17 protein-coding genes, 1 tRNA gene and 2 rRNA genes are annotated in these 22,356 nt (G+C 53.9%); 10 read left to right on the forward strand and 10 right to left on the reverse strand.

Annotated elements, in window-relative coordinates:
• Positions 1–42: 42 nt before the first annotated feature.
• Genes sppA through arsC form a run of 4 tightly spaced genes read right to left on the reverse strand, consistent with a single transcriptional unit; the run spans position 43 to position 3,235 of the window.
• On the reverse strand, positions 43–1,857 hold the full coding sequence (sppA, locus tag AC2Q8J_RS05785) for a signal peptide peptidase SppA (protein ID WP_204996840.1): 1,815 nt from the start codon (positions 1,855–1,857) through the stop codon (positions 43–45).
• Positions 1,858–1,873: 16 nt separating this feature from the next.
• The gene (locus AC2Q8J_RS05790) at positions 1,874–2,251 is read right to left on the reverse strand and encodes a DUF2069 domain-containing protein (protein WP_204996839.1); all 378 of its coding nucleotides are present in this window, start codon (positions 2,249–2,251) and stop codon (positions 1,874–1,876) included.
• A 23-nt stretch (positions 2,252–2,274) separates the two neighbouring features.
• Positions 2,275–2,871, reverse strand: coding sequence for an NAD(P)H:quinone oxidoreductase (gene wrbA / locus AC2Q8J_RS05795; RefSeq protein ID WP_027873006.1), 597 nt, complete (start codon positions 2,869–2,871; stop codon positions 2,275–2,277).
• A gap of 10 nt (positions 2,872–2,881) precedes the next feature.
• Positions 2,882–3,235 (reverse strand): arsenate reductase (glutaredoxin), encoded by a 354-nt coding sequence (gene arsC, locus AC2Q8J_RS05800; RefSeq protein WP_424143332.1) that lies wholly within the window; start codon positions 3,233–3,235, stop codon positions 2,882–2,884.
• A 72-nt stretch (positions 3,236–3,307) separates the two neighbouring features.
• Between arsC and AC2Q8J_RS05805 the strand changes: the two genes are divergently transcribed.
• The gene (locus AC2Q8J_RS05805; RefSeq protein ID WP_286694699.1) at positions 3,308–3,736 is read left to right on the forward strand and encodes a TlpA family protein disulfide reductase; all 429 of its coding nucleotides are present in this window, start codon (positions 3,308–3,310) and stop codon (positions 3,734–3,736) included.
• A gap of 3 nt (positions 3,737–3,739) precedes the next feature.
• Here the strand turns inward: AC2Q8J_RS05805 and AC2Q8J_RS05810 are convergent, their stop codons facing one another.
• Together AC2Q8J_RS05810 and AC2Q8J_RS05815 are read right to left on the reverse strand one after the other, a co-directional pair.
• Complete coding sequence (locus AC2Q8J_RS05810) at positions 3,740–4,252, reverse strand: O-acetyl-ADP-ribose deacetylase (protein WP_486452370.1); 513 nt, start codon at positions 4,250–4,252, stop codon at positions 3,740–3,742.
• Positions 4,253–4,254: 2 nt separating this feature from the next.
• On the reverse strand, positions 4,255–4,503 hold the full coding sequence (locus AC2Q8J_RS05815) for a CPXCG motif-containing cysteine-rich protein (RefSeq protein ID WP_414711285.1): 249 nt from the start codon (positions 4,501–4,503) through the stop codon (positions 4,255–4,257).
• Between the two features lie 231 nt (positions 4,504–4,734).
• On the opposite strand from AC2Q8J_RS05815, the gene AC2Q8J_RS05820 reads away from it, so the two are divergent.
• The 3 genes from AC2Q8J_RS05820 to AC2Q8J_RS05830 all read left to right on the forward strand — a co-directional run bounded on the left by AC2Q8J_RS05820 (position 4,735) and on the right by AC2Q8J_RS05830 (position 10,045).
• Positions 4,735–6,585, forward strand: a complete 1,851-nt coding sequence (locus AC2Q8J_RS05820) for an alkaline phosphatase PhoX (protein WP_204996826.1) — start codon at positions 4,735–4,737, stop codon at positions 6,583–6,585.
• A gap of 91 nt (positions 6,586–6,676) precedes the next feature.
• Entirely contained in the window at positions 6,677–8,407 is a 1,731-nt protein-coding gene (locus tag AC2Q8J_RS05825) for a hypothetical protein (protein WP_486452371.1), read from the forward strand.
• Positions 8,408–8,473: 66 nt separating this feature from the next.
• Complete coding sequence (locus tag AC2Q8J_RS05830; RefSeq protein ID WP_486452372.1) at positions 8,474–10,045, forward strand: alkaline phosphatase family protein; 1,572 nt, start codon at positions 8,474–8,476, stop codon at positions 10,043–10,045.
• A 7-nt stretch (positions 10,046–10,052) separates the two neighbouring features.
• Here the strand turns inward: AC2Q8J_RS05830 and AC2Q8J_RS05835 are convergent, their stop codons facing one another.
• Positions 10,053–10,631 (reverse strand): hypothetical protein, encoded by a 579-nt coding sequence (locus tag AC2Q8J_RS05835; protein WP_486452373.1) that lies wholly within the window; start codon positions 10,629–10,631, stop codon positions 10,053–10,055.
• A gap of 103 nt (positions 10,632–10,734) precedes the next feature.
• Here AC2Q8J_RS05835 and imuA point away from each other — a divergent pair, with 103 nt between their 5' ends.
• From imuA to AC2Q8J_RS05865, 6 genes are all read left to right on the forward strand, one after another.
• Positions 10,735–11,493 (forward strand): translesion DNA synthesis-associated protein ImuA, encoded by a 759-nt coding sequence (imuA, locus tag AC2Q8J_RS05840; protein ID WP_424144882.1) that lies wholly within the window; start codon positions 10,735–10,737, stop codon positions 11,491–11,493.
• 3 nt (positions 11,494–11,496) lie between these two features.
• Positions 11,497–12,960, forward strand: coding sequence for a Y-family DNA polymerase (locus AC2Q8J_RS05845; RefSeq protein WP_486452374.1), 1,464 nt, complete (start codon positions 11,497–11,499; stop codon positions 12,958–12,960).
• A gap of 7 nt (positions 12,961–12,967) precedes the next feature.
• On the forward strand, positions 12,968–16,051 hold the full coding sequence (locus AC2Q8J_RS05850) for an error-prone DNA polymerase (RefSeq protein ID WP_486452375.1): 3,084 nt from the start codon (positions 12,968–12,970) through the stop codon (positions 16,049–16,051).
• A gap of 102 nt (positions 16,052–16,153) precedes the next feature.
• A complete protein-coding gene (locus tag AC2Q8J_RS05855) occupies positions 16,154–17,302 on the forward strand; it encodes a sensor histidine kinase (RefSeq protein ID WP_424143283.1) in 1,149 nt (382 codons plus the stop codon).
• On the forward strand, positions 17,289–17,687 hold the full coding sequence (locus tag AC2Q8J_RS05860; protein WP_204997556.1) for a response regulator: 399 nt from the start codon (positions 17,289–17,291) through the stop codon (positions 17,685–17,687). The genes AC2Q8J_RS05855 and AC2Q8J_RS05860 overlap by 14 nt, the downstream gene beginning before the upstream one ends.
• Positions 17,680–18,051 carry an Hpt domain-containing protein gene (locus tag AC2Q8J_RS05865; protein ID WP_424144886.1) on the forward strand — a complete coding sequence of 124 codons (372 nt, stop codon included), beginning with the start codon at positions 17,680–17,682 and terminating at the stop codon, positions 18,049–18,051. The genes AC2Q8J_RS05860 and AC2Q8J_RS05865 overlap by 8 nt, the downstream gene beginning before the upstream one ends.
• A gap of 769 nt (positions 18,052–18,820) precedes the next feature.
• On the opposite strand, the gene rrf is transcribed toward AC2Q8J_RS05865, so the two are convergent.
• From rrf to AC2Q8J_RS05880, 3 genes are all read right to left on the reverse strand, one after another.
• Positions 18,821–18,935 (reverse strand): 5S ribosomal RNA (rrf, locus tag AC2Q8J_RS05870).
• Between the two features lie 166 nt (positions 18,936–19,101).
• Positions 19,102–21,997 (reverse strand): 23S ribosomal RNA (locus AC2Q8J_RS05875).
• Positions 21,998–22,248: 251 nt separating this feature from the next.
• Positions 22,249–22,324, reverse strand: a tRNA-Ala gene (locus AC2Q8J_RS05880).
• Positions 22,325–22,356 lie beyond the last annotated feature (32 nt).

A 22,356-nucleotide genomic window follows, 5' to 3' on the forward strand; every position in this document is an offset into this window, starting at 1 on the left:
TCCGGCGCCAATGCAAGAGGGTGTCAATGCCTGTATTTGCGGCTACGGGCTCACACACACTGGACAGTAGGCATACATACCACGCGGGTCGTTCAGCGTGGGGAGCGCTGCGGTCGCAGGCAGCCACTGCTGAATTAACGCAGAGAGAGACTGGGGGAGCAAAGGCGCCGCGACCCCCGAGCTTAGTATCCAGCGCATCAGCTCTTCTTCCGGGCTCATCGGCAAGCGCAATTCGCGGTGTCGGCTGTCACTCAGCCCGGCTAGTTTCGCAGCCGACTGAATGGCTTGTTCTAAGGTGCCCAGCTTATCTACCAAGCCGAGTTCATGAGCATCCATACCACTCCATACTCGCCCTTCGGCAATCGGCTCGACTTGTTCTGGCAGCTTGCCGCGGCCCTCGGCAACCACATTAATAAATCGGCGGTAGCCATTATCGATACTGCTTTGAATGGATCGCGCCACAATAGGGTCTAGCGGGCGGTCAACACGCAGCTTACCGGCAACTGCCGATGTGCCGACACCGTCGGTGTTTACACCCAAATCAGCCAGTAATTCCTCAACGGTGGGAAAAGCACCAAAGATGCCGATAGAGCCTGTCAACGTAGCAGGGCTCGCCCAGATCTCATCGGCACCTGCCGCTATCCAGTATCCACCTGATGCCGCCAGGCTGCTCATTGACACCACGTAGGGCTTGCCCGCCTGTTGCAGGGCCTCGAGTTCGGCGCGAATAATTTCAGATGCAAAAGCGGAGCCCCCACCGCTGTCGATGCGCAATACCAGCGCCTTAACACTCTCATCCAGCCGCGCGGTACGAACCAGACGCGCAAGGCTATCGCCGCCAATGCTGCCCGCAGGCCGCTCACCATCCACAATATTGCCGCTCGCAACGATTAACGCCACACCCGCAGTATCGTCGGGTAAGGTTATACCCCGCTTAAAGCGCAGATAGTGCTTGTAATAAACCTGGTTAAAATAGCCATCTTTATCCCAACCGACCTGCTCAGCCATCATTTCGCTGAGCCTTGGCCGACTGACAATACCGTCGACCAAGCCATAATCCAGGGCAGCTTGTGCGGCATCGCCACCACTACCAGCCAGCACGCGATCGATATGGTTCACGTAGTAATTAAAGTCTTTAACAGCAATATTGCGGCGCTCAACGACGCGGTCGCGGTATAGATCCCACAGCGGTTCCAGCCAGCCTCGGTTCGCTTCACGCGCTTCCGGCGACATATCATTGCGAATAAATGGCTCGAGTGCCGACTTGTAGCTTCCCACTTTAAATACGTGGAAGTTGACCTTTAATTTATCAATCGCCTCACTCAGGTAGTTGCGTACCACGGCAAAGCCTTCCAGGCTGACGCCGCCCATATTGTGCAGCAGTATTTGGTCAGCCTCGCTCGCCAACAAGTACTTGTCCTGATCGTAGTGCCCCGACATCGCGACAATTTGCTTGCCCGACTCGCGAAAACGCCGCAGTGCAGCTGACAATTCCAATGAGCGGGCCATACCGATGTGCTGCATATCATCAAGCAATAACAACAGTACCTGGATGCTGCTGTCCTCGCGGGCGTAATCCACACTATCGATCAGGTCTTGCAACAGGGTTTCTATCGGCAGACCACTGCCGCTGATTTGCGTGAATGCGTCAACGGCGGTGTATTGCTCAACCACCACCCCCTCAGGAGCCAGTACCAGAACGCCACCGTTTGGCACTTCAACACGGAAGGCATTCACAATATTGAACAGCAGCAAGCCGATAAACAACAAGAAGAACAGGTTTAAGGTCCAGCGGCGCACACCGTCCAGCACATTGCCCAAACGGCTAAAAAAACCGCGCTTATTTGCATCGCTCATACTGTGTCCTTACTCCTCATACTTCTTGTGCGGCGCGCATCGCCTGCGCATGCCAGCGAATAAACGCCGTCGCGCTGCAGAACAAAATAACTACCAACGCCAGCTCAATATAATTGATCCAAATAACAAAGGGCGACATGGCCTCGGTAACCGCCGAGGCAAAATACAACAGGCTTACAAAACACATCCAGGCAATGCCTTTGAGCTGCTGGCGAAAAACCGGCAGCACAAAAATCAGCAGTGGCAACACGCGAATCAGCCAGATGGTAACGCTGGGCTGGCGTCCTTCTTGCACCCACACCCACGTACTCAAACTCAATGAAATTAACAAACCGACGTAGGAAAACTTCATCAAAGCCGCCGTGACGGCCGCGCGCTTTTCCAAACTTGTCATACCTGAAGTTTCCTTATGTAGAGTTAATCAGCCAGTCGCTGAGCCAGTAACGCAAGACGCTTGCCCAGGGCAGTCGCCAACGCCAGCTCGGTGGCATCGACATCGCGCCCGTCACTGCCGGCAACGTGGCTTGCTCCGTAGGGCGTCCCACCTGTGGTTGTTGTGCTCAGCGAGGACTCGCTGTAAGGCAAACCGGCGATCACCATACCGTGATGCAGTAGTGGCAACATCATCGAGGTTAGCGTCGTCTCCTGACCGCCATGCAGACTGGCGCTGGATGTAAAGACCGCAGCGGGCTTCCCTATCAGAGCCCCACTCATCCACAGCGCCGAGCTACCATCTATAAAGTACTTCAGCGGCGCCGCCATATTGCCAAAGCGCGTAGGGCTGCCCATTGCCAGGCCCGCGCAATCGCGTAAATCTTCCTGACTGGCGTAGAGGTGCCCCTCATCCGGAATATCCTCTTCGACGGCCTCACACACGGTGGAAATCGCGGGCACCGTGCGCAGCCGCGCTGCCATACCCGCCTGCTCCACACCACGCGCTATCTGCTCGGCCAAGCGCCGGGTTGCGCCGTGACGGCTGTAGTACAGCACCAAAATGTAGGGGCCATCTGTCATTGAAGATTCCTTAATCGATCAAAGCCAGTACGTTCTCAGGTGGACGCCCGAGCACCGCCTGATCGCCTTTTACGACAATCGGCCGTTCAATCAGTTTCGGCGCTTCAACCATCGCCTGAATTAAGGCCTCATCACTGAGGCTGTCATCCGCCAGGCCGCGCTCCTTGTATTCTGCCTCGCCCTTGCGCAACAATTGCCGCGGAGAAATACCCAGCTTCGCCAGCAAGTCTCGCAGCGTATCCGCACTCGGGCTGTCTTCTAAATACAGGACGACCTCTGGTGTTATCCCATTGTCTTCAAGCAACTGCTTGGTTTGACGTGACTTGGAACAGCGAGGATTGTGGTACAGGGTGTAAACAGACATGGCTCATCCAGCGTAGTAAACGATGAGCGACATTATACACAGCGCATTGCTGGCCACCATTTGGAATAGGAAATGATACAACTGCGATCAATCTTGCTACTGCTTACCTGCTCTTTATTAATCGCCTGCAGCCGCAGCGAAACCAGCGCAGCGGGCTTGCCTGATACCGGCAACTGGGTACTGATTAATTATTGGGCGACATGGTGTGGCCCCTGTCGCGATGAAATTCCCGAACTCAATAAACTTGATGCCGAACACAGCGACATCGACGTTTACGGCGCAAACTACGACCGCCTGCAGGGCCCGGCGCTAGACGAGGCCATTGCCGAATTGGATATTCAATTCGAAAGTATGCTCGCCGACCCCGCCCAATTGCTCGGGCAAGAACGCCCTAAAGTATTACCAACCACCTATATCCTCAGCCCACAAGGTGAACTGCACAGTGTACTCACGGGGCCACAAACGGAAGCCAGTTTGCTCAAGGCTTTAGGCCGCCAGTAAAACCTAGCCGTGCGCTAAAGCCCGCTGCCAGTGGGCCAGCATTTCCGGACTGAACGCCACCAGAAAGATCTGCCGGAGGCTGCGCGGCTCAAGCAAGGCCTCCCGTAAACTGGCCACCGCAATAGCGCAAGCCTGGTCGTGAGGGTAGCCATATACGCCGCAGCTAATGGCCGGAAAGGCCAGAGTAGCGAGCTCCAGTGCCTTGGCCTCTTCAATACAGCGGCGGTAGCAACTCGCCAGTTTATCGGCCTCGCCCTGTTCACCGCCGTGCCACACCGGCCCTACCGTATGAAGAACATATTGAGCTGGCAGTGCAAAACCGGGGCTGACTTTGGCATCGCCGGTCGCGCAACCCTGCAAGCCGCGACAGAATTCCAACAACGCCGGCCCCGCCGCCCGGTGAATGGCGCCGTCGACACCGCCCCCGCCGAGCAAGCTGTTATTGGCGGCATTAACGATGGCATCAACCTTCAGCTGGCAGATATCTGCTTCTATCGCTCGCAGTTCACAGGGCATCGTTACACCTCATCTTCGCGTTGAAGCTGAACCTGCAAACCGGAGTCGGACGCTGACGCGGGCAGCTCCTCTATCGCCTGCGCCCAGCTATCAGCGCCCAGTGGCGCGTCGCCATCGCTCACGCTGACGCGCATGGGGCGACAGCAAACCTCGCAGTCTTCAACGTACGGCTCCCCTGCCAGGCTCGGGTCGATCAGCAGTTCGATACGCTCGCCGCAGTAAGGGCAATAATCTTTCCAGCTTTCCAACATGGTTCAGCGATCAAAGTAAAACCACCATGCTGACATGTTATAAGCTGCAGAGGTAGGCCCGTCCACACCCTGCCTCTTGGAAATACAGCCGCCGTGTTATCAAGCTTAGATGTCGACTGTCACAAATTCGTCAACACTTCGACATGTTTTCTTTGTTAAACCGTCATAGTCCGTCCCTAGACTGGCCCCCCGTTATAACTAGACCAATCCACCTCTTTCTAGGGAACTGTTATGAACAAGAAGTTATTGAGCGCTTCCATTGCCGCTATTCTGGCTGCAACATTGTCAGCCTGCGGCGGCGATGACGGACGAAATGGTAGCGATGGCCAAGACGGCGCGGTAGGCCCACAAGGTCCTGCGGGCGTAGATGGAAGCAATGGTGCAAATGGCGCTGATGGGCAGGATGGCGCAGACGGTCAAGATGGTGCTGATGGCGTCTCTACGGTGACACCTAAAGGCCTCAAACGGTTTGCTACCGCTCCGCTCGGCGCTGAGTTTACCGGGATATTCGTTAACGAAGACGGCAAGCTGTTCTCCAATATTCAGCACCCAAGCAGCTCTAATACAACCACCGATTCGGCTGGCAAGGTCTTTAACGTAGGTACCGTTGGCTACTTTAACGCCGACGTTAACAACATGGGCGATATCGCCGCTCTGGATTTCCCCATCACCACGGCACAAAAAGAAACTGTACAAAGCGCCGCTGGCAGCTACATTGTGTTGGCACAGCAGGGTGACAACCTCGCCGATGGCAACAAAATGGGTGACATCCTCAGCGCTAACGGCAGTTTAATCAAAAGCTCTAACGACCCCGACTTTAACGGCGCCGTCTCCGATGGTGGCACCGGCTACTACCTGTATACCAACTGGGAAGACCGCCCAGGCAGCATGAGCCGTATTCGCTTAACGGATACCTACAGCCCGACCCAGGAAGGTATGCTGGACTTCTCCAGTGTCGACGGCACCTGGGTTAACTGTTTTGGCACCGTAAGCCCCTGGGGCACGCCACTGTCGGCAGAAGAACTGTACTTTGACAATACAGCCGACTGGTTCAATGCCAATGCCAATTATTTCTCCAATGCCGAAGCGATTGCTGAATACAAAGGCTACCCGCTTGATCGCAGCGGTAACTGGGGCAACCCTTACGACTACGGCTACATTGTCGAGATCGGCACTAACAACACTGCAGCGACAGCCAATGTTGCCGATGTTGAAGTGAACAAACTTGAGCTGATGGGGCGCTTCTCACACGAAAACCCCGTGGTTATGCCAGACCGCCGCACCGTCTTCCTCAGCGACGATGGCACCGGCACAGTGCTGTTTAAGTTTGTGGCCAACGCCGCTAACGATATGAGCGCAGGCAAGCTCTACGCCGCAAAAGTCACCCAGTCCAATGGCATCACTGACCCAGCGGAAGCTGCCTTTGCTGTGGAGTGGATTGAGATCGGTGCTGGCAATGAGGCCGATATCGAAAACGCCATTGCGAGCTTCGACGGCACGTTTGCCGACGCCAAGCACATTAGCGATGCGCAAATTCAGGCCTTCGCAGAATTCAAGTCAGGGCAAGACCTCGACAACAGCGGTAGCGTTGCTGCCAACCCCTTTGCCGACGAGCGTGTCGCCTTCCTTGAAAGCCGCAAACTCGCTGCGGCAATGGGCGCGACGGCTGAGTTCCGCAAGATGGAAGGCATCAACATCAACTTTGGCTTGGCCGACACATGGTGGAATAACGGCGCTGCAGATGGTGCCCAAGCCTACATGTATCTGGCCATGTCTTCGTTCGACGCCACTATGGCTGACGGCGCCGGAGACATTCAGCTAGACGGCACTCACGGCAAGTGTGGTGTGGTCTACCGCATGAAGCTCGTTGAAAAGGATGGCCTGGTGGACATCAACACCCTCACCCCAGCGCTTGTCGGCGGCCCCTACTACGGCGATCGCGCAGCAAACCGCTGTAACACAAATAACATCTCCAACCCCGACAATCTGGTGATCTTGGACGATGGACGAGTGTTGATTGGCGAAGACACTGGCAACCACGAGAACAATGTGATCTGGCTGTTTGAAGATCCTGCTCTGTAGTACGACGCGCGGCCGATGGGCCAAGCAACAGTAAACAAAAGGGGCGGATTCTTCGCCCCTTTTTTTATTAGTAAACATGTTGGTATCCGCAATGAAAAAAACCTGGATGATTCTTCTCAGTGCCTTGCTGTATGCATGCAGTGGTGACAACGCCCACACAACGGCGCCCCCTGGCCAGCAAGCGCCGGGGCAATCGGGGGACAAGCTCCCGGCGGCAGACCAGGAACTGCTGAGCAGTCTTTCGTTTCCAGGCGAGATTGCCACCGCTTCACCAACACCGACCCTGCGCCAGCCCAAACCAGAAACCATTTACAATGCAGAGGCGGTTATCCCACCCCAGTGCTATACCAAGCACGAAGCCAAGTACAACCCGTGTATGACCTGCCACCAAACCTACCCCTATCGCAGCAGGCCCAACACCATGGACGATGGCAGTCAGCAGGTCGCGTACCTGTTCTCTGACATTGGCGAAGTTAACCACTGGACCAACCTTTTTGAAGATCGCCGCGAACGCATTGAAAAAATCAGCGACCAGCATGCGCTGGACTATATCCATACCGATAATTACAGCCCGCTGATTGAACAACTTAAAAATACCCGCGACTGGCAGGGCCCCATTCCCGAGCTAAAAAATTTAGCACTGGGGGCAAAGGCTTTCGATGAACTGGGCTTTGCCAAAGATGGCAGCCACTGGGTGGCCTTCAATTACAAACCGCTGCCCAGCACATTCTGGCCAACCAATGGCGCAACCGACGATGTCATGATTCGCCTGCCTGCCAAGTTTCGCCAAGCCAGTTGTGGCGGTGACGGCCAATATTCAAAAGACGCCTATCTGGCAAACCTCTCCATACTGGAAATGGCTATTAAGGATCTACACGATATTTCGACCCCGGACATCGACGAGCGGGCCTTTTGCGTCGATCTAAACGGTGACGAAGAACTCAGCGTAGTCAACCGTATCAAGCGCCCTGAGCACTATGTGGGTGACGCCGCCGATGAAGTGGTAGCAACCATGCTATACCCCCTGGGCACGGAATTTCTGCACAGTGTGCGCTATGTCGGTATCAACGAGGACGGCGAGATCACCGTGCCTCCTCGTATGAAAGAGCTGCGTTACATGAATAAGTTTGTGTTCTATCCACCAGAGCACTTGGTATCGATGTATGGCAATGAGCGCCAAGAGAAAGTCGATGAGTTGATTCCCAAATATATCAACCGCGGAGACAAGGGAACCGATAACAGCTTTGGCTGGATGATGCTCGGTTTTATCGAAGATGAGCAAGGCAGCCTGCGGATGCAAAGCGAGGAAGAGAACTTATTTTGCATGGGCTGCCACACAACCGTTGGCACCACCATTGACCAAACCTTCGCCTTTGCTCGCAAGGTGACTGGCAATAAGGGTTGGTCCTATATCAACCTGAAAGGTATGCAAGATGCACCTTACGTTGGCCAACAAAAGGTCGATGGCGAAGTGATCGGAGAAATCGCTGACTACCTGGCAACAGTGGGCGGCGGCAATGAGTTCCGAGAAAACGCCGAAATTCGTCAACGCTTTCTCAATGAAGATGGCAGCTTAAATACCGCTGCGCTGGCCGGCAAAGATGTTTACCAACTTATTACGCCCTCCCTGCGCCGAGCACTGGACTTGAATAAAGCCTATATGACGATTGTTGCCGACCAAGACTTTGTGCATGGGCGCGACCCCAATATTGCGCCGGCGGTGAATGTCTACCGGGAGATCGACCCTGAAACAGCCAGCGTGTTACCCGCCGACAAAGTGCGGCATTGGGACCTGCGCCTGAACTGGCAAGCGGAGCCCTAGCCACTGGGATTACCCCCTAAGCAGCCCTATACTTCGGTGCTATCTACCGGCTGCTCAGGGGGCGCTATGCGCTTGTATCTTCGGTTTGGGTTACTTCTCGGCGTTATTGCGGGTGTTGGCTGCAGCAAAACACCGCCACCCCCGCACCTCTCATCACCACTGTTAGAAAATACGCTAACCAACCCCTGGTATCAGCAAGCGCAGCGCCAGCTACTCGACAAAACAACCTATGCCCAGGCTCACGGTAAAGCCAAAAATATTATCCTGTTTGTCGGCGATGGTATGGGGGTTTCCACTATTACCGCCGCTCGCATTCTCGACGGCCAGCAGAAGGGAATGGCCGGGGAGGAAAACAACCTGAGCTTTGACCGTTTTCCTTTCAGCGGCCTGGTAAAAACCTACAATGTGGATGCTCAAACCCCAGATTCGGCCGGTACCATGACCGCGATAGTCTCGGGCGTTAAAACCAATATTGGTTTGCTAGGCGTTGACGAAAATACTCGCCGCGGCGATTGCAGCAGCGCCACGGGAAATGCGCTAGTTAGCCTGCTCGAACTCGCAGAAATTGCCGGCAAGACCACAGGTCTGGTGTCCACCGCACGTGTTACCCACGCCACACCCGCGGCGACGTATGCCAAATCGGCTGACCGTAACTGGGAAGACAACAGCACCTTGCCACAACAGGCAATTTCAGCTGGCTGTGAGGATATTGCCAGTCAACTAATCGGCTTTGAAAAAAACCTGGAGGCCCGCTTTGCCAATGTGGACGTTGACGGCATTGACGTGGTTATGGGCGGCGGACGACGGCATTTCTTACCCGCCAGTATCGATGGGGGCCAGCGCACTGACGGGCGCAATTTACTCGCTGAGTGGCAGCAGCAATACCCAGCAGCACGCTACCTCGATAGTAAAGCAGCGCTGAATGCACTCGACTTAGCGGCCACAGAAAAACTGTTCGCGCTTTTCAGTGGCTCACACATGCAGTATGAGCTAGAACGCCGCGACGAACCTGACAACGAGCCATCGCTAAGGGAAATGACCGAGGCGGCCCTCGCATTACTCAGCAAAAATGAGCAGGGCTTTTTCCTTATGGTTGAAGCGGGACGCATCGACCACGGCCACCACGCTGGTAATGCCAGTAAGGCCTTGCATGACACCATTGCTTTGTCTGAGGCGGTGGCACTTGTCGTAGAGCAAACCAGCCCCGAGGACACACTCATTGTCGTCACAGCGGATCACAGCCATGTCTTCACGATTGCAGGCTATCCTCGGCGGGGCAACCCGATACTGGGTAAGGTAGTCAGCGTGGGCAGCAGTACTCCAAGCACCGCGGCAGATGGCCTGCCCTACACAACCCTGGCTTATGCCAACGGCCCCGGCTCTGAGTATTTCAGCTCCCAAGAGAAGACGGCAGCTAGTAGTCGCCGCGATCTGCACGGCGTTGACACCCAGGCCAGAGAGTTTCAACAGGACGCTCTCGTTCCTCTCAGTAGTGAAACTCACGGCGGCGAGGATGTTGCTGTCTACGCCATTGGCCCCGGTGCAGCGCTGCTATCGGGCACAAATGAGCAGAATTTTCTCTTCCATGTAATGGCCTATGCCAGCGGCCTATTGCCACAACCAGCGTACGTGGAATAGCCAGTCCCTAAGGAACCAAAGGCTCGCTGAGCCAGTCGCCATTGATCCGTCGATATAGGCGGCGCTGGTGTACCCCATCCGCTGCTGCGCACCAGGACTCCAGATAGTCCACTGCCAGAACCACTCCCCGCGCGTTACCGACAAAGGGAATGTCGGCGCCAGCAAAGCGTTGTCGCAAGCCATCGAGCTCCTCTCGCAGCTGTGCAGCTGAGGTTAGCGTCGAGCTTTGCGGGAGGCGCTGGTACAGGTGATCCAACAGTTTTGCCGCATCGGGTTTATTCTGCCAATGCTCAAGCATCTCGTTCTCACCCAGCACCTGCCATGTACCGCGCAGGCGGTATTGGCGCATTTGCGAAGGCCAGAACAGCAATACCTCGCTGCCACCTGCCATCAGCACCGGCCACTTTGGCGAGCTATCGTTGATAAAAATCATTGGCCCTAAAGTGGTGATATCACGCAGTACCACCGTTCTTGTGCTCGCCTGCTGACCATCTACCGTCGCCACACTGCAATAACGTGCCGCCGTATCACTTTCAGACAGGGCTAGGCGGTAATCGTGGATGAGTGACGCTAGGGGGCATTGCATACCAGCTCCTGATTTGTCATAGAACGACGCGTTGGATTTATTGACTTTCCAGCCAGTTGATATACTGTATATGTATACAGTATATAGATTCGCGCCATGTCCAATGCCTAGTAAAACACTTGAACAACTTATCAACCGACAGCAGCTGTGGCCAGCCAAACAACGTCGCCGCCACACAGTAGGCGGCCAGAGTAACGCGACGGGCTTTGCTCCCCTAGACCGAGCCTTACATCAAGGCGGCTGGCCGAGCAGCGGCAGCAGTGAATTTTTGTGTGATACACCCGGGATAGGCGAGCTGGAATTGGTCATGCCTACGCTGAGCCAGCTCAATCGCGATCGCCCCATTGCCTGGTTAAACCCGCCTTATCTCCCCTTTGCCCCTGGGCTTGCTCAGCACGGCCTGGCTGCACAACAGCAGTGGCTGATTCATGCCCATCGTCAACACCAGCTTTGGGCCGCCGAAGAGGCCTTGCGCAGCGGGGTCTTTTGCGCGCTACTCAGCTGGTCGGCAAATTGTTCGCCGAATGACAAGCAGCTACGGCGATTACATTTGGCAGCACGTGAAGGTCACTGCTGGCACCTTCACTTCCGCCCAAGCCGCTGCCAACCACAAGCCTCGCCTGCCCCGCTGCGCGTACAGGTCGAAGGGGGGCCTCGAGACATTAAGTTGGTCATTCTTAAACAATATGGTGGTCATGCCGGCCAGCAACTCACACTGCCGCGAAATAAACAGCTAACTGAAGCCCAGCGCCCTGTTAATGAGTGGCCAACAAACACCAACCCGCGGCGGCGCCTTGCGGTCAATCTCCATGTCGCTGGACGTCCGTCAACACCCTCTAGCCACCCAGTAATACGGTCATAATCCATGCTGTATGTGTGCTTACGGTTCCCACTACTGGGTTTGGAGGCCTTGCCCGGCGCACCGCTGAGCGAGCCCTGCGCCCTGATTGCACAGCAACAGGTAGCACTGGTGAACGCCGCTAGCAGGCTCGCGGGCGTGACCGAGGGAATGTCGTTAACCACTGCTTTAGCGCTTTGCCCCTCGCTCTACTGCCAACCGCAGCAGAGCGAGTGCGAACAGGCCCACTGGCAGCGCCTGGCTCTTTGGGCCTATCGCTTCAGCGACGACATCAGTCTATCGCCGCCCAACGCACTCTTATTGGAGGTGAGCCGCTCGCTCAAGCTATTTGGCAACTTGCAGCGTTTGTATCGCGCCCTGCTTTCCGCCTATCGAAAACGCGGCTTACAGTTAAATATTGGCCTGGGCAATACCCCTTTGGCAGCAGAACTCTTAAGCTTGCAAGGCATTCGCCCCGCTCATCTAGTAAATGCCGAGGGCGAGCTCAAACGCGATGCACTAAAGCGCGCACTGGCGTCACTACCCTGCCGCCAGCTCCCGCTGCCAAGCGCCCAATTAGAAGCGCTGCACAATATGGGCCTGAGGCGACTAGGGGATGTTCTTAGCCTGCCGCGCAAGCAACTGTTGAGCAGCTTCGACCCGGTTATGGCCGACTTTGTCGCCCGCCTAACTGGGCGCAAGCAGGATCCGAGACAGCGCTACCAACCCGCTGACGTTTTTGTCAGTGAGCGTCAGTTTGATGGCGGCTTATTTCAGAGTGATCAGCTGCGCTTTCCGATGTCTGCCATGCTCAAAGAACTAGAGGTCTATTTACGTCTGCGCCAGTGCTTAAACCGTGACCTGCACTGGACCTTCCACTATTTGAGCGGCGAACGCCAGCACTGGAAAACGCCGGTTAATCACCGCCACTTTCACCGCAAAAACCTTCTCGAACTCATCGCTCTGCAGCTGGAAGGGTTTACCTTAGCTGGCGCTGTAGAAGGCATTACTTTGGAATGCAGAGAGTTTGTCAGCCTGGAAGCCACCAAACAGCAACTTTTTGACGAGCATAGAGAAGCCACCGAGCAGAGTGACGCCCAACTTCGCCTAATCAACAGCTTGCAGCTGCGCCTAGGTGACAACGCGCTTCAGCAGTTGAAGATAGACGACCGAGTGTTACCGGAACAACAAGGCGTTGCGTGCCCCGTCAGCGACTATAACTGCGAACACCGTGACCACGAGGCAAGCAGTGAAGCGCTCAGACCCAGTTTGCTGTTGCCGACGCCTCTGCCCCTTCAACGCACTACCACCGGATTGGTCTGGCAGGGCCCCCTTGAAATACTTCAAGGCCCAGAACGCCTGGATAGTAATTGGTGGCAGCAACGCCAGGTTCGCGACTACTACATCGCCCGACACAACGACCACGGCCTGTGCTGGCTGTTTAAAGACTGCCTCAGTCAGCAGTGGTACCTGCACGGCTTTTTTTCCTGAAAGCGCCATGGCCACACTGCTGAACTGTCAGAGCAACTTCAGTTTCTTACGCGCGGCATCCCACCCGGAGGAGCTGGTTGCCCAAGCCGAGGCGAATGGCTACAAAGCAATCGCCCTGTGTGACGAAGCTTCTCTGGCGGGAATAGTGCGGGCCTGGCAAGCGGCCAAAGACGCAAATATCAAGCTGATATGCGGCGCACGCTTCCAGTTTCAAGAAGGGTTCCAACTGCTACTCGTCGCGCCCTGTCGGCAAGCTTACAGCGAGCTATGCTCACTCATCAGTTACAGCCGTTTGCATAGCGCCAAAGGCGATTATTCCCTGAGTGTGGAGGCACTTCAGCGCTTCAACCGGCACCTACTCGCGATTTATCTTCCTGAAAGTAAATGTGGCGCAACTGGTTTGAAGGATTTAAAGGCCTTGTTCCCAGCGCGCCTGTGGCTGGGTGTCGCGCTGCACTGCACTGCCCAACAGGAAGCGTATTACCTCAAACACTATGACCTGGCGTGCCGCTACCAAATTCCGCTTGTGGCCGCCCCCCATATTTTGATGCACTGTCGCAGCCGCCACCCCCTATTCGATGTGCTTCGCGCAATTCGCCTGCATTCAACGGTTGGCCAACTCGGCCGCAACACCTTGATGAATAGCGAATACTATATAAAACCTCGGGAGCTATTATCGCGCGACTACCCTCAGGCCTTGTTAGACGAAAGCGACAAACTTGCCGCTCGCTGCCAGTTCGATCTAAAAGAGGTAAAGTACCAATACCCCACCGAGCTGGTACCCAAGGAAAAAAGTGCCACCGTTTTTTTGCGCGAGCTAACCCAAATGGGCGCCGAGAAACGCTGGCCGCAAGGCATTCCAGGCGATGTTCAGAGCAGTATTGATAAAGAGCTAAGCCTCATTGCTGAGCTACGCTATGAGCACTATTTCCTCACTGTCTACGACATCGTCCAATTTGCCCGCAGTCAGGGCATTCTTTGCCAGGGCCGGGGCTCCGCGGCAAACTCAGCAGTGTGTTATTGCTTATTCATCACGGAAGTCGACCCAAGCCGGAGCGAGCTGCTATTTGAACGCTTTATTTCACGGGAGCGCGATGAACCTCCGGATATCGATGTCGATTTCGAACACGAACGCCGAGAGGAGGTGATTCAATACATTTATCGCAAGTATGGTCGCAGCCATGCTTCTTTAGCTGCCACCGTTATTAGCTACCGGCGCCGAAGCGCTGTGCGCGATGTGGGCAAGGCACTGGGCTTGGACAACCAGCTCATCAACCAACTCAGTAAAAATATGGCGTGGTGGGACAACCAAAGCAGCTTAGCCCTGCGCCTCAGTGAACTGGGTATAAGCACATCGGATCATCGCGGCCAGCAATTCATCGATGCGGTCAATGCCCTTATCGGATTCCCCCGGCATTTGTCTCAACACGTTGGCGGCTTTGTTATCAGTCGTGAGCCGATCAATACCTTGGTGCCCCAGGAAAATGCCGCCATGCCCGAGCGCACCATTATTCAATGGGACAAGTCCGACCTGGAAGCCTTGGGCATGTTGAAAATTGATATCTTGGCCTTAGGAATGCTAAGCGCCTTACGCCGAAGCCTGCGGTATATCAGTGATGCCGCGGGCACAGATATCAGACTAAGTGATATCCCTGCAGAAGATGCAGAGACCTATGCCATGCTCAAAGGCGCAGACAGCATTGGAGTCTTTCAGATTGAGTCCCGGGCACAGATGACCATGCTCCCCCGCCTTCAACCAAACTGCTTCTACGATTTAGTGATTCAAATAGCGATCGTACGTCCTGGCCCCATCCAGGGCGGTATGGTGCACCCCTTCCTTCGTCGCCGGCAGGGTTTAGAAGCTGAGCACTACGCAAACAAGGAGATTGAAAAAGTACTCAAGCGCACTCTCGGGGTGCCCATATTCCAGGAGCAAGTGATTCAACTTGCCATGGTCGCCGCTGGCTTTAGCGGCGGTGAAGCCGACCAATTACGGCGGGCAATGGCCAGCTGGGGGAAGAATGGCGACTTAGCGGGTTTTAAAGATAAATTGGTGAACGGCATGCTTGAGCGCGGCTACGACCTCGACTTTGCAGAGCGCTTATTCAGCCAAATGAAAGGGTTTGGTGCCTACGGTTTTCCAGAGTCACATTCAGCGAGCTTTGCTCTCCTCGCCTACGCCTCGGCCTGGATCAAGTGTCACCATCCTGCCGCCTTTTACTGCGGCTTACTCAATAGCCAGCCGATGGGCTTCTATTCTGTTTCTCAGCTTTGTCAGGACGCTCAGCGGCACGACGTAGCCATTCTCCCAGTCTCTGCCTGCCACAGTGACTGGGAACACCGTGTGGTGTTTAAACAAGAAAGCTCTGCAATTCGCCTCGGCTTGCGAACCATCAAGGGCCTGTCTTATGAAAGCGCACAAGCACTTTGCCAGCTACGCCAGCAACAAGAGTTTACCTCAGTGGAGAGCTGCCTTCAGCGACTTCGCAGTGAAGGCGATTTCAGTACAAGCCAGCTCAACCTACTTGCGCGCAGCGATGTATTTCACGACTTCGAAATAGATCGCTACCGCAGCTATTGGTACATACAGCAGCACCGCGGTAGCGGCCAGCTAGTCAACACCCACAATACTGAAGCACCCGCTACCCTGCCGATACCCTCGGAGAAGGAGAACATTCAACATGACTATGCCTACAACTCTCTAAGCCTCCGTAGCCACCCTATGGCGTGGCTACGCAGTGAAGGGTATTGCGAACACTATCAGCAAGCGGCTCGCCTGAGCGATATTAAAGATGGCCAATGGCTGACCGTTGCGGGCATCGTCAGTTGCCGGCAACGCCCCGGTAGTGCTTCTGGCGTACTGTTTATGACACTCGAAGATGACACTGGGAACATCAATGTCATTGTGTGGCCAGCGAAACAAGCGGAAAACCGGCAGGCCATCCTGTCGGCGCGAATACTGGAAGTGACGGGTGAAATACAGCACAGTGACCAGCAGACAGGTAGTAGAGTGACGCACATCATCGCACACACCCTGCGTGATATCGGTGCGCTCTTCCCGCTAAATGTGGACTCTCACGACTTCCATTAAGGCCTTATTCGGTAAGTACAATTCCCAGTTAAAGCCTTGCGGGACAAGCACTAAGCTCGAATGACACCGTGGCAACCCTATTGATTGTATGATCTGAATTCGATGCCAAAACCCGATGCTGTCACAGATTTGCTAAATCGTAGCAAGGCCATTCTAGAAACGATGGTCGACGGCGTTATAACGATTAATAATCAAGGACTTATCGATACCGTAAACCCTGCTGCAGAGCGCATATTTGGCTATCAAAGCCAAGAATTAATTGGCCGCAATGTCAGTATGTTGATGCCGAGTCCCTACCGTGAAGAACACGATGGTTACATTCACAGTTACCTGACCACCGGCACCAAAAAGGTCATTGATATCGGTCGAGAAGTACGCGGCCAACGCAAGAACGGCGATGTTTTCCCGATGGAGCTCGCCGTCAGCGAAATGCTGATCAAGGGCGAACGAATGTTTACCGGCATCGTTCGCGACATTTCAGAACGCAAGGACACAGAAGAAAAGCTGCGTGAGGCGATGCGGCGTGTTCATGAGCAGCGCATCAAAGACGAATTCATCTCGACAGTCAGCCACGAACTACGCACGCCCCTGACGTCGATCAAGGCTTCTCTGGACATTCTCAAGTCAGGCGCGCTGACCAATGATCCTGAAAAAAGTGAAGCACTCATAGATATCGCCCAAAAAAATAGCGAGCGCCTGCTTTTACTTATTAACGACATCCTCGATATCTCTAAAATCGAGTCGGAAAAGATGCAATACCGCATCACCCGCATCCCGCTAAGATCCTTCCTGGAAACCGCTATCAGTGACAATCGTGTCTACGGTGACAAATACCAGGTGCGCTATGTGCTGGGCGAGTGCCCCGACCACCTGAGTATCGATGTCGACCCTGACCGAATGATGCAAGTAATGAGCAACCTATTGTCTAACGCTGCGAAATTCTCACCGTTGAACACCGAAGTGTATGTCTCAGCAGAGGAGACTGAACACGGCATAAGAATCGTCGTGAAAGACCAAGGTAAAGGTATACCCGAGGAGTTCCAACCTCATATTTTTGAAAAGTTTACCCAGGCAGATAGCTCCAACCAACGCGCTATCGGTGGTACTGGTTTGGGGTTGCATATATCTAAAGCGATTGTCGAGCACCATGAAGGGGAACTCAGCTTCAATTCCAGCGTAAAAAACGGCACCGAGTTTTATATCGACTTGCGTAAAAAGGACCGGACAGGGGCTTACAATGTCACACAATGAAAGCCTAGAACGCGTACTGTATATTGAAGACGAAGAGGACATTCGAATCGTCGCCGATATCGCCTTAAAAACGATAGGCGGCCTCGACACGCGCTGCTGTGCAAGCGGACCAGAAGGCCTCGCTACGCTGGAAACATTCCCGGCCCAGCTAATACTATTGGATGTCATGATGCCCGGTATGGACGGCCCCAGTGTGCTGTCAGAAATTCGCAATAACGAGCAATATCAAAACACACCTATCGTATTTATCACCGCGAAGGTGCAAGCTGACGAAGTCGATCAGCTACTCAGCTTGGGCGCAAATGCAGTGATTAGTAAGCCCTTTGAGCCAATGGATATGGCGCAAAAATTGAAGGATATATGGGAGGATTTTCACCGTGCCTAACCCATCACACCAAGATATAAATGAAGAGTTGCGGCAACTACAACGCGACTACATTAAAAAACTACCCGGGCGAGTAACGCAATTGGTTGAGGCCTGGACGAATAACTTGGCTCAACCTAAGGAAAAGACATTACAAGATATCTATCGCCAAGCCCATACGATTGCCGGAACATCTGGAGTACTGGGAATAGATGAAGTCAGCCAAGCGGCACGCGCTATAGAGCAGGTAATCAAAGAACGAGAAAGTAACGACTCATTGAGTGCAGAGGAGATCAGTGCTGCCCAGCACTCTATCGATATTCTTCGTGAACTCTCTACAAGCAGTGAAATTAAAATCCGCGAAATTAACCTACAGCGCCGCTAGGTAAAGTTAGCGATTTATCCGTCTGTGCCCCCCTAATTCTTTCTATCCCGCCTTTTATCCGAGCTATTTATCGAAACGCAGGACTCTGTATAGCGCCTTGTTTTTAACAACCTGGCGAGTGCTTTTGCCATGACCTACATAGGGTTGCATGCAATGCATGCAATCGCTGCGCGACGCCTATCGGCGCCCCAACCCTGTACCTTCGGTACATGAGTTCCGGGGTCGCGCGCGACTCACATGGGCCCAATATTTAGTGGCAGAAGCTCCTCGCATCCTAAATAAAAAACCCCGGACAGCTAATGCTGACCGGGGTGTCGGTGTGGCCCATGACTAGAAGGAGTGCTTTGGCCATTTATTTAGAAGCCTGGCGACAAACCTGTGCAACAGGTTTGGACAGCCGCAGGCTGCCCGTAGGGCGAGCGCTACAAGCGCGAGTCATTGCCGTCGGTCAGCGCCAGTTGCCCAACTTTTTCTAGCCACATAGCAAAGTGCCCCAACCGAACTCGGCTGGGGCACTCAGTGTGGCCCGCGACCAACGGGAGTGCTTTGGCCATTAGTTTAGAAGCCTGGCCATGACCTACATTGGGTTGCATGCAGTGCATGCAATCGCTGCGCGACGCCTATCGGCGCCCCAACCCTGTACCTTCGGTACATGAGTTCCGGGGTCGCGCGCGACTCACATGGGCCCAATATTTAGTGGCAGAAGTTCCTCGCATCCTAAATAAAAAACCCCGGACAGCTAATGCTGACCGGGGTGTTTTATTTAGAAGCCTGGCGATGACCTACTCTCACATGGGGAATCCCCACACTACCATCGGCGATGACACGTTTCACTTCTGAGTTCGGGATGGGTCAGGTGGTTCCATGTCTCTATGGTCGCCAGGCAAACTGGCTTGTGTTGCTTCGAGTCTGACTGTCACGTTGACATGCTCTCACAATCACAAATAGGGCGGTAAATAAGCTGAATACTGTTTTCTCATCCTGTTTCCAGGGTTGCAACAATCCGCTGCAGTTTCTTGATTTCTTTCGATGGCTAAACCACTTGATTATATGGTCAAGCCTCACGAGCAATTAGTACAGGTTAGCTCAACGCCTCACAACGCTTACACACCCTGCCTATCAACGTCCTGGTCTTGAACGGCTCTTTAGGGGAATCAAGTTCCCAGGGAGATCTTATCTTGGAAGAGGCTTCCCGCTTAGATGCTTTCAGCGGTTATCCCGTCCGAACATAGCTACCGGGCAATGCGATTGGCATCACAACCCGAACACCAGAGGTTCGTCCACTTCGGTCCTCTCGTACTAGAAGCAGCTTTCCTCAAATCTCCAACGCCCACGGCAGATAGGGACCGAACTGTCTCACGACGTTCTGAACCCAGCTCGCGTACCACTTTAAATGGCGAACAGCCATACCCTTGGGACCGGCTTCAGCCCCAGGATGTGATGAGCCGACATCGAGGTGCCAAACACCGCCGTCGATGTGAACTCTTGGGCGGTATCAGCCTGTTATCCCCGGAGTACCTTTTATCCGTTGAGCGATGGCCCTTCCATACAGAACCACCGGATCACTATGACCTACTTTCGTACCTGCTCGACTTGTCAGTCTCGCAGTTAAGCGCGCTTGTGCCATTACACTAACCTCACGATTTCCGACCGTGATTAGCGCACCTTCGTGCTCCTCCGTTACACTTTGGGAGGAGACCGCCCCAGTCAAACTACCCACCACACAATGTCCTCGAACCAGATAATGGTCCAGAGTTAGAACCCCAATAGTACCAGGCTGGTATTTCAAGATTGGCTCCACCTAAGCTAGCGCCTAGGTTTCAAAGCCTCCCAGCTATCCTACACAAGTAATATCAGAGTCCACTGTGAAGCTATAGTAAAGGTTCACGGGGTCTTTCCGTCTAGCCGCGGGTATACGGCATCTTAACCGCAATTTCAATTTCACTGAGTCTCGGGTGGAGACAGCGTGGCCATCGTTACGCCATTCGTGCAGGTCGGAACTTACCCGACAAGGAATTTCGCTACCTTAGGACCGTTATAGTTACGGCCGCCGTTTACCGGGGCTTCGATCAAGAGCTTCGCTTACGCTAACCCCATCAATTAACCTTCCGGCACCGGGCAGGCGTCACACCCTATACGTCCACTTTCGTGTTTGCAGAGTGCTATGTTTTTGATAAACAGTCGCAGCCACCTGGTCACTTCGGCCAGCCTCAGCTTAGGAGCAAGTCCCATCACCAAAACCGGCGTACCTTCTCCCGAAGTTACGGTACCATTTTGCCTAGTTCCTTCACCCGAGTTCTCTCAAGCGCCTTGGTATTCTCTACCTGACCACCTGTGTCGGTTTGGGGTACGGTTCGTTATAACCTGAAGCTTAGAAGATTTTCTTGGAAGCATGGCATCAACGACTTCGCTCAAAAGAGAGCTCGTCATCACCTCTCAGCCTTAAGGACCCGGATTTGCCTAAGTCCTCAGCCTACTAGCTTAAACGCGGACAACCAACGCCGCGATCGCCTAGCCTACTCCGTCCCTCCATCGCAGTTATAACAAGTACGGGAATATTAACCCGTTTCCCATCGATTACGCTTTTCAGCCTCACCTTAGGGGCCGACTAACCCTGCCCTGATTAGCATGGGGCAGGAAACCTTGGTCTTCCGGCGAGGGGGTTTTTCACCCCCTTTGTCGTTACTCATGTCAGCATTCGCACTTCTGATACCTCCAGCAAGCCTCTCGACTCACCTTCGCAGGCGTACAGAACGCTCCTCTACCATGCACATAGTGCATCCGCAGCTTCGGTTCTACGTTTAGCCCCGTTACATCTTCCGCGCAGGCCGACTCGACTAGTGAGCTATTACGCTTTCTTTAAAGGATGGCTGCTTCTAAGCCAACCTCCTAGCTGTCTGAGCCTTCCCACATCGTTTCCCACTTAACGTAGATTTGGGACCTTAGCTGGCGGTCTGGGTTGTTTCCCTCTTGACGACGGACGTTAGCACCCGCCGTCTGTCTGCCATGATTGTACTCCGCGGTATTCGGAGTTTGCATGGGGTTGGTAAGTCGGGATGACCCCCTAGCCCAAACAGTGCTCTACCCCCGCGGGTAAGACATGACGCTCTACCTAAATAGATTTCGAGGAGAACCAGCTATCTCCCGGTTTGATTAGCCTTTCACTCCGATCCACAGCTCATCCCCAAATTTTTCAACATTTGTGGGTTCGGTCCTCCAATGCCTGTTACGGCATCTTCAACCTGGCCATGGATAGATCACCGGGTTTCGGGTCTAATGCCAGCAACTAATTCGCCCTATTAAGACTCGGTTTCCCTACGCCTCCCCTAAACGGTTAAGCTCGCTACTGACATTAAGTCGCTGACCCATTATACAAAAGGTACGCAGTCACAGAACAAGTCTGCTCCTACTGCTTGTACGCATACGGTTTCAGGATCTATTTCACTCCCCTCTCCGGGGTTCTTTTCGCCTTTCCCTCACGGTACTGGTTCACTATCGGTCAATTGGTAGTATTTAGCCTTAGAGGATGGTCCCCCTATCTTCAGTCAAGATAACACGTGTCCCGACCTACTTATCGCAAGCTTAGTACCACAAGTGCGTTTTCGTGTACGGGGCTATCACCCTGTATCGCCGGACTTTCCAGACCGTTCCACTAACACACAAGCTATCACTTGCAGGCTGATCCCCGTTCGCTCGCCGCTACTAAGAGAATCTCGGTTGATTTCTTTTCCTCAGGGTACTTAGATGTTTCAGTTCCCCTGGTTCGCCTCTCAAGACCTATGTATTCAGTCAAGAGATACCTAGCTTATGCTAGGTGGGTTTCCCCATTCGGACATCTCTGGATCAAAGGTTGGTTGCCACCTCCCCAGAGCTTTTCGCAGGCTCCAACGTCCTTCATCGCCTCCAATTGCCAAGGCATCCACCGTATGCGCTTAGTCGCTTGACCATATAAGCAAATAGACTAGCCATCGTTATATCATCAAGAAACTGCTATCTGATTACACGCGACTTGCTGCGTAATCAGTTTTCGCCGGATTATTACAACACTTGAGAAAACAGTGTTTTATTTCAGCTTATTTACCTTGTTAAAGAACATCTGATTGTAAAAACCAGAAACAAAAACTCTTCACATACATGCAAAAGCTTTTCTTTCTGACTTCTTGGCGATAATCTGGTCACCCTCCCCAAAGCGGGAAGTGGTGGAGCTATGCGGGATCGAACCGCAGACCTCCTGCGTGCAAGGCAGGCGCTCTCCCAGCTGAGCTATAGCCCCATGTCAATGCCCAACTCTACCCCGCTTACTTT

Source organism: Spongiibacter sp. C9W (genome assembly GCF_057370015.1).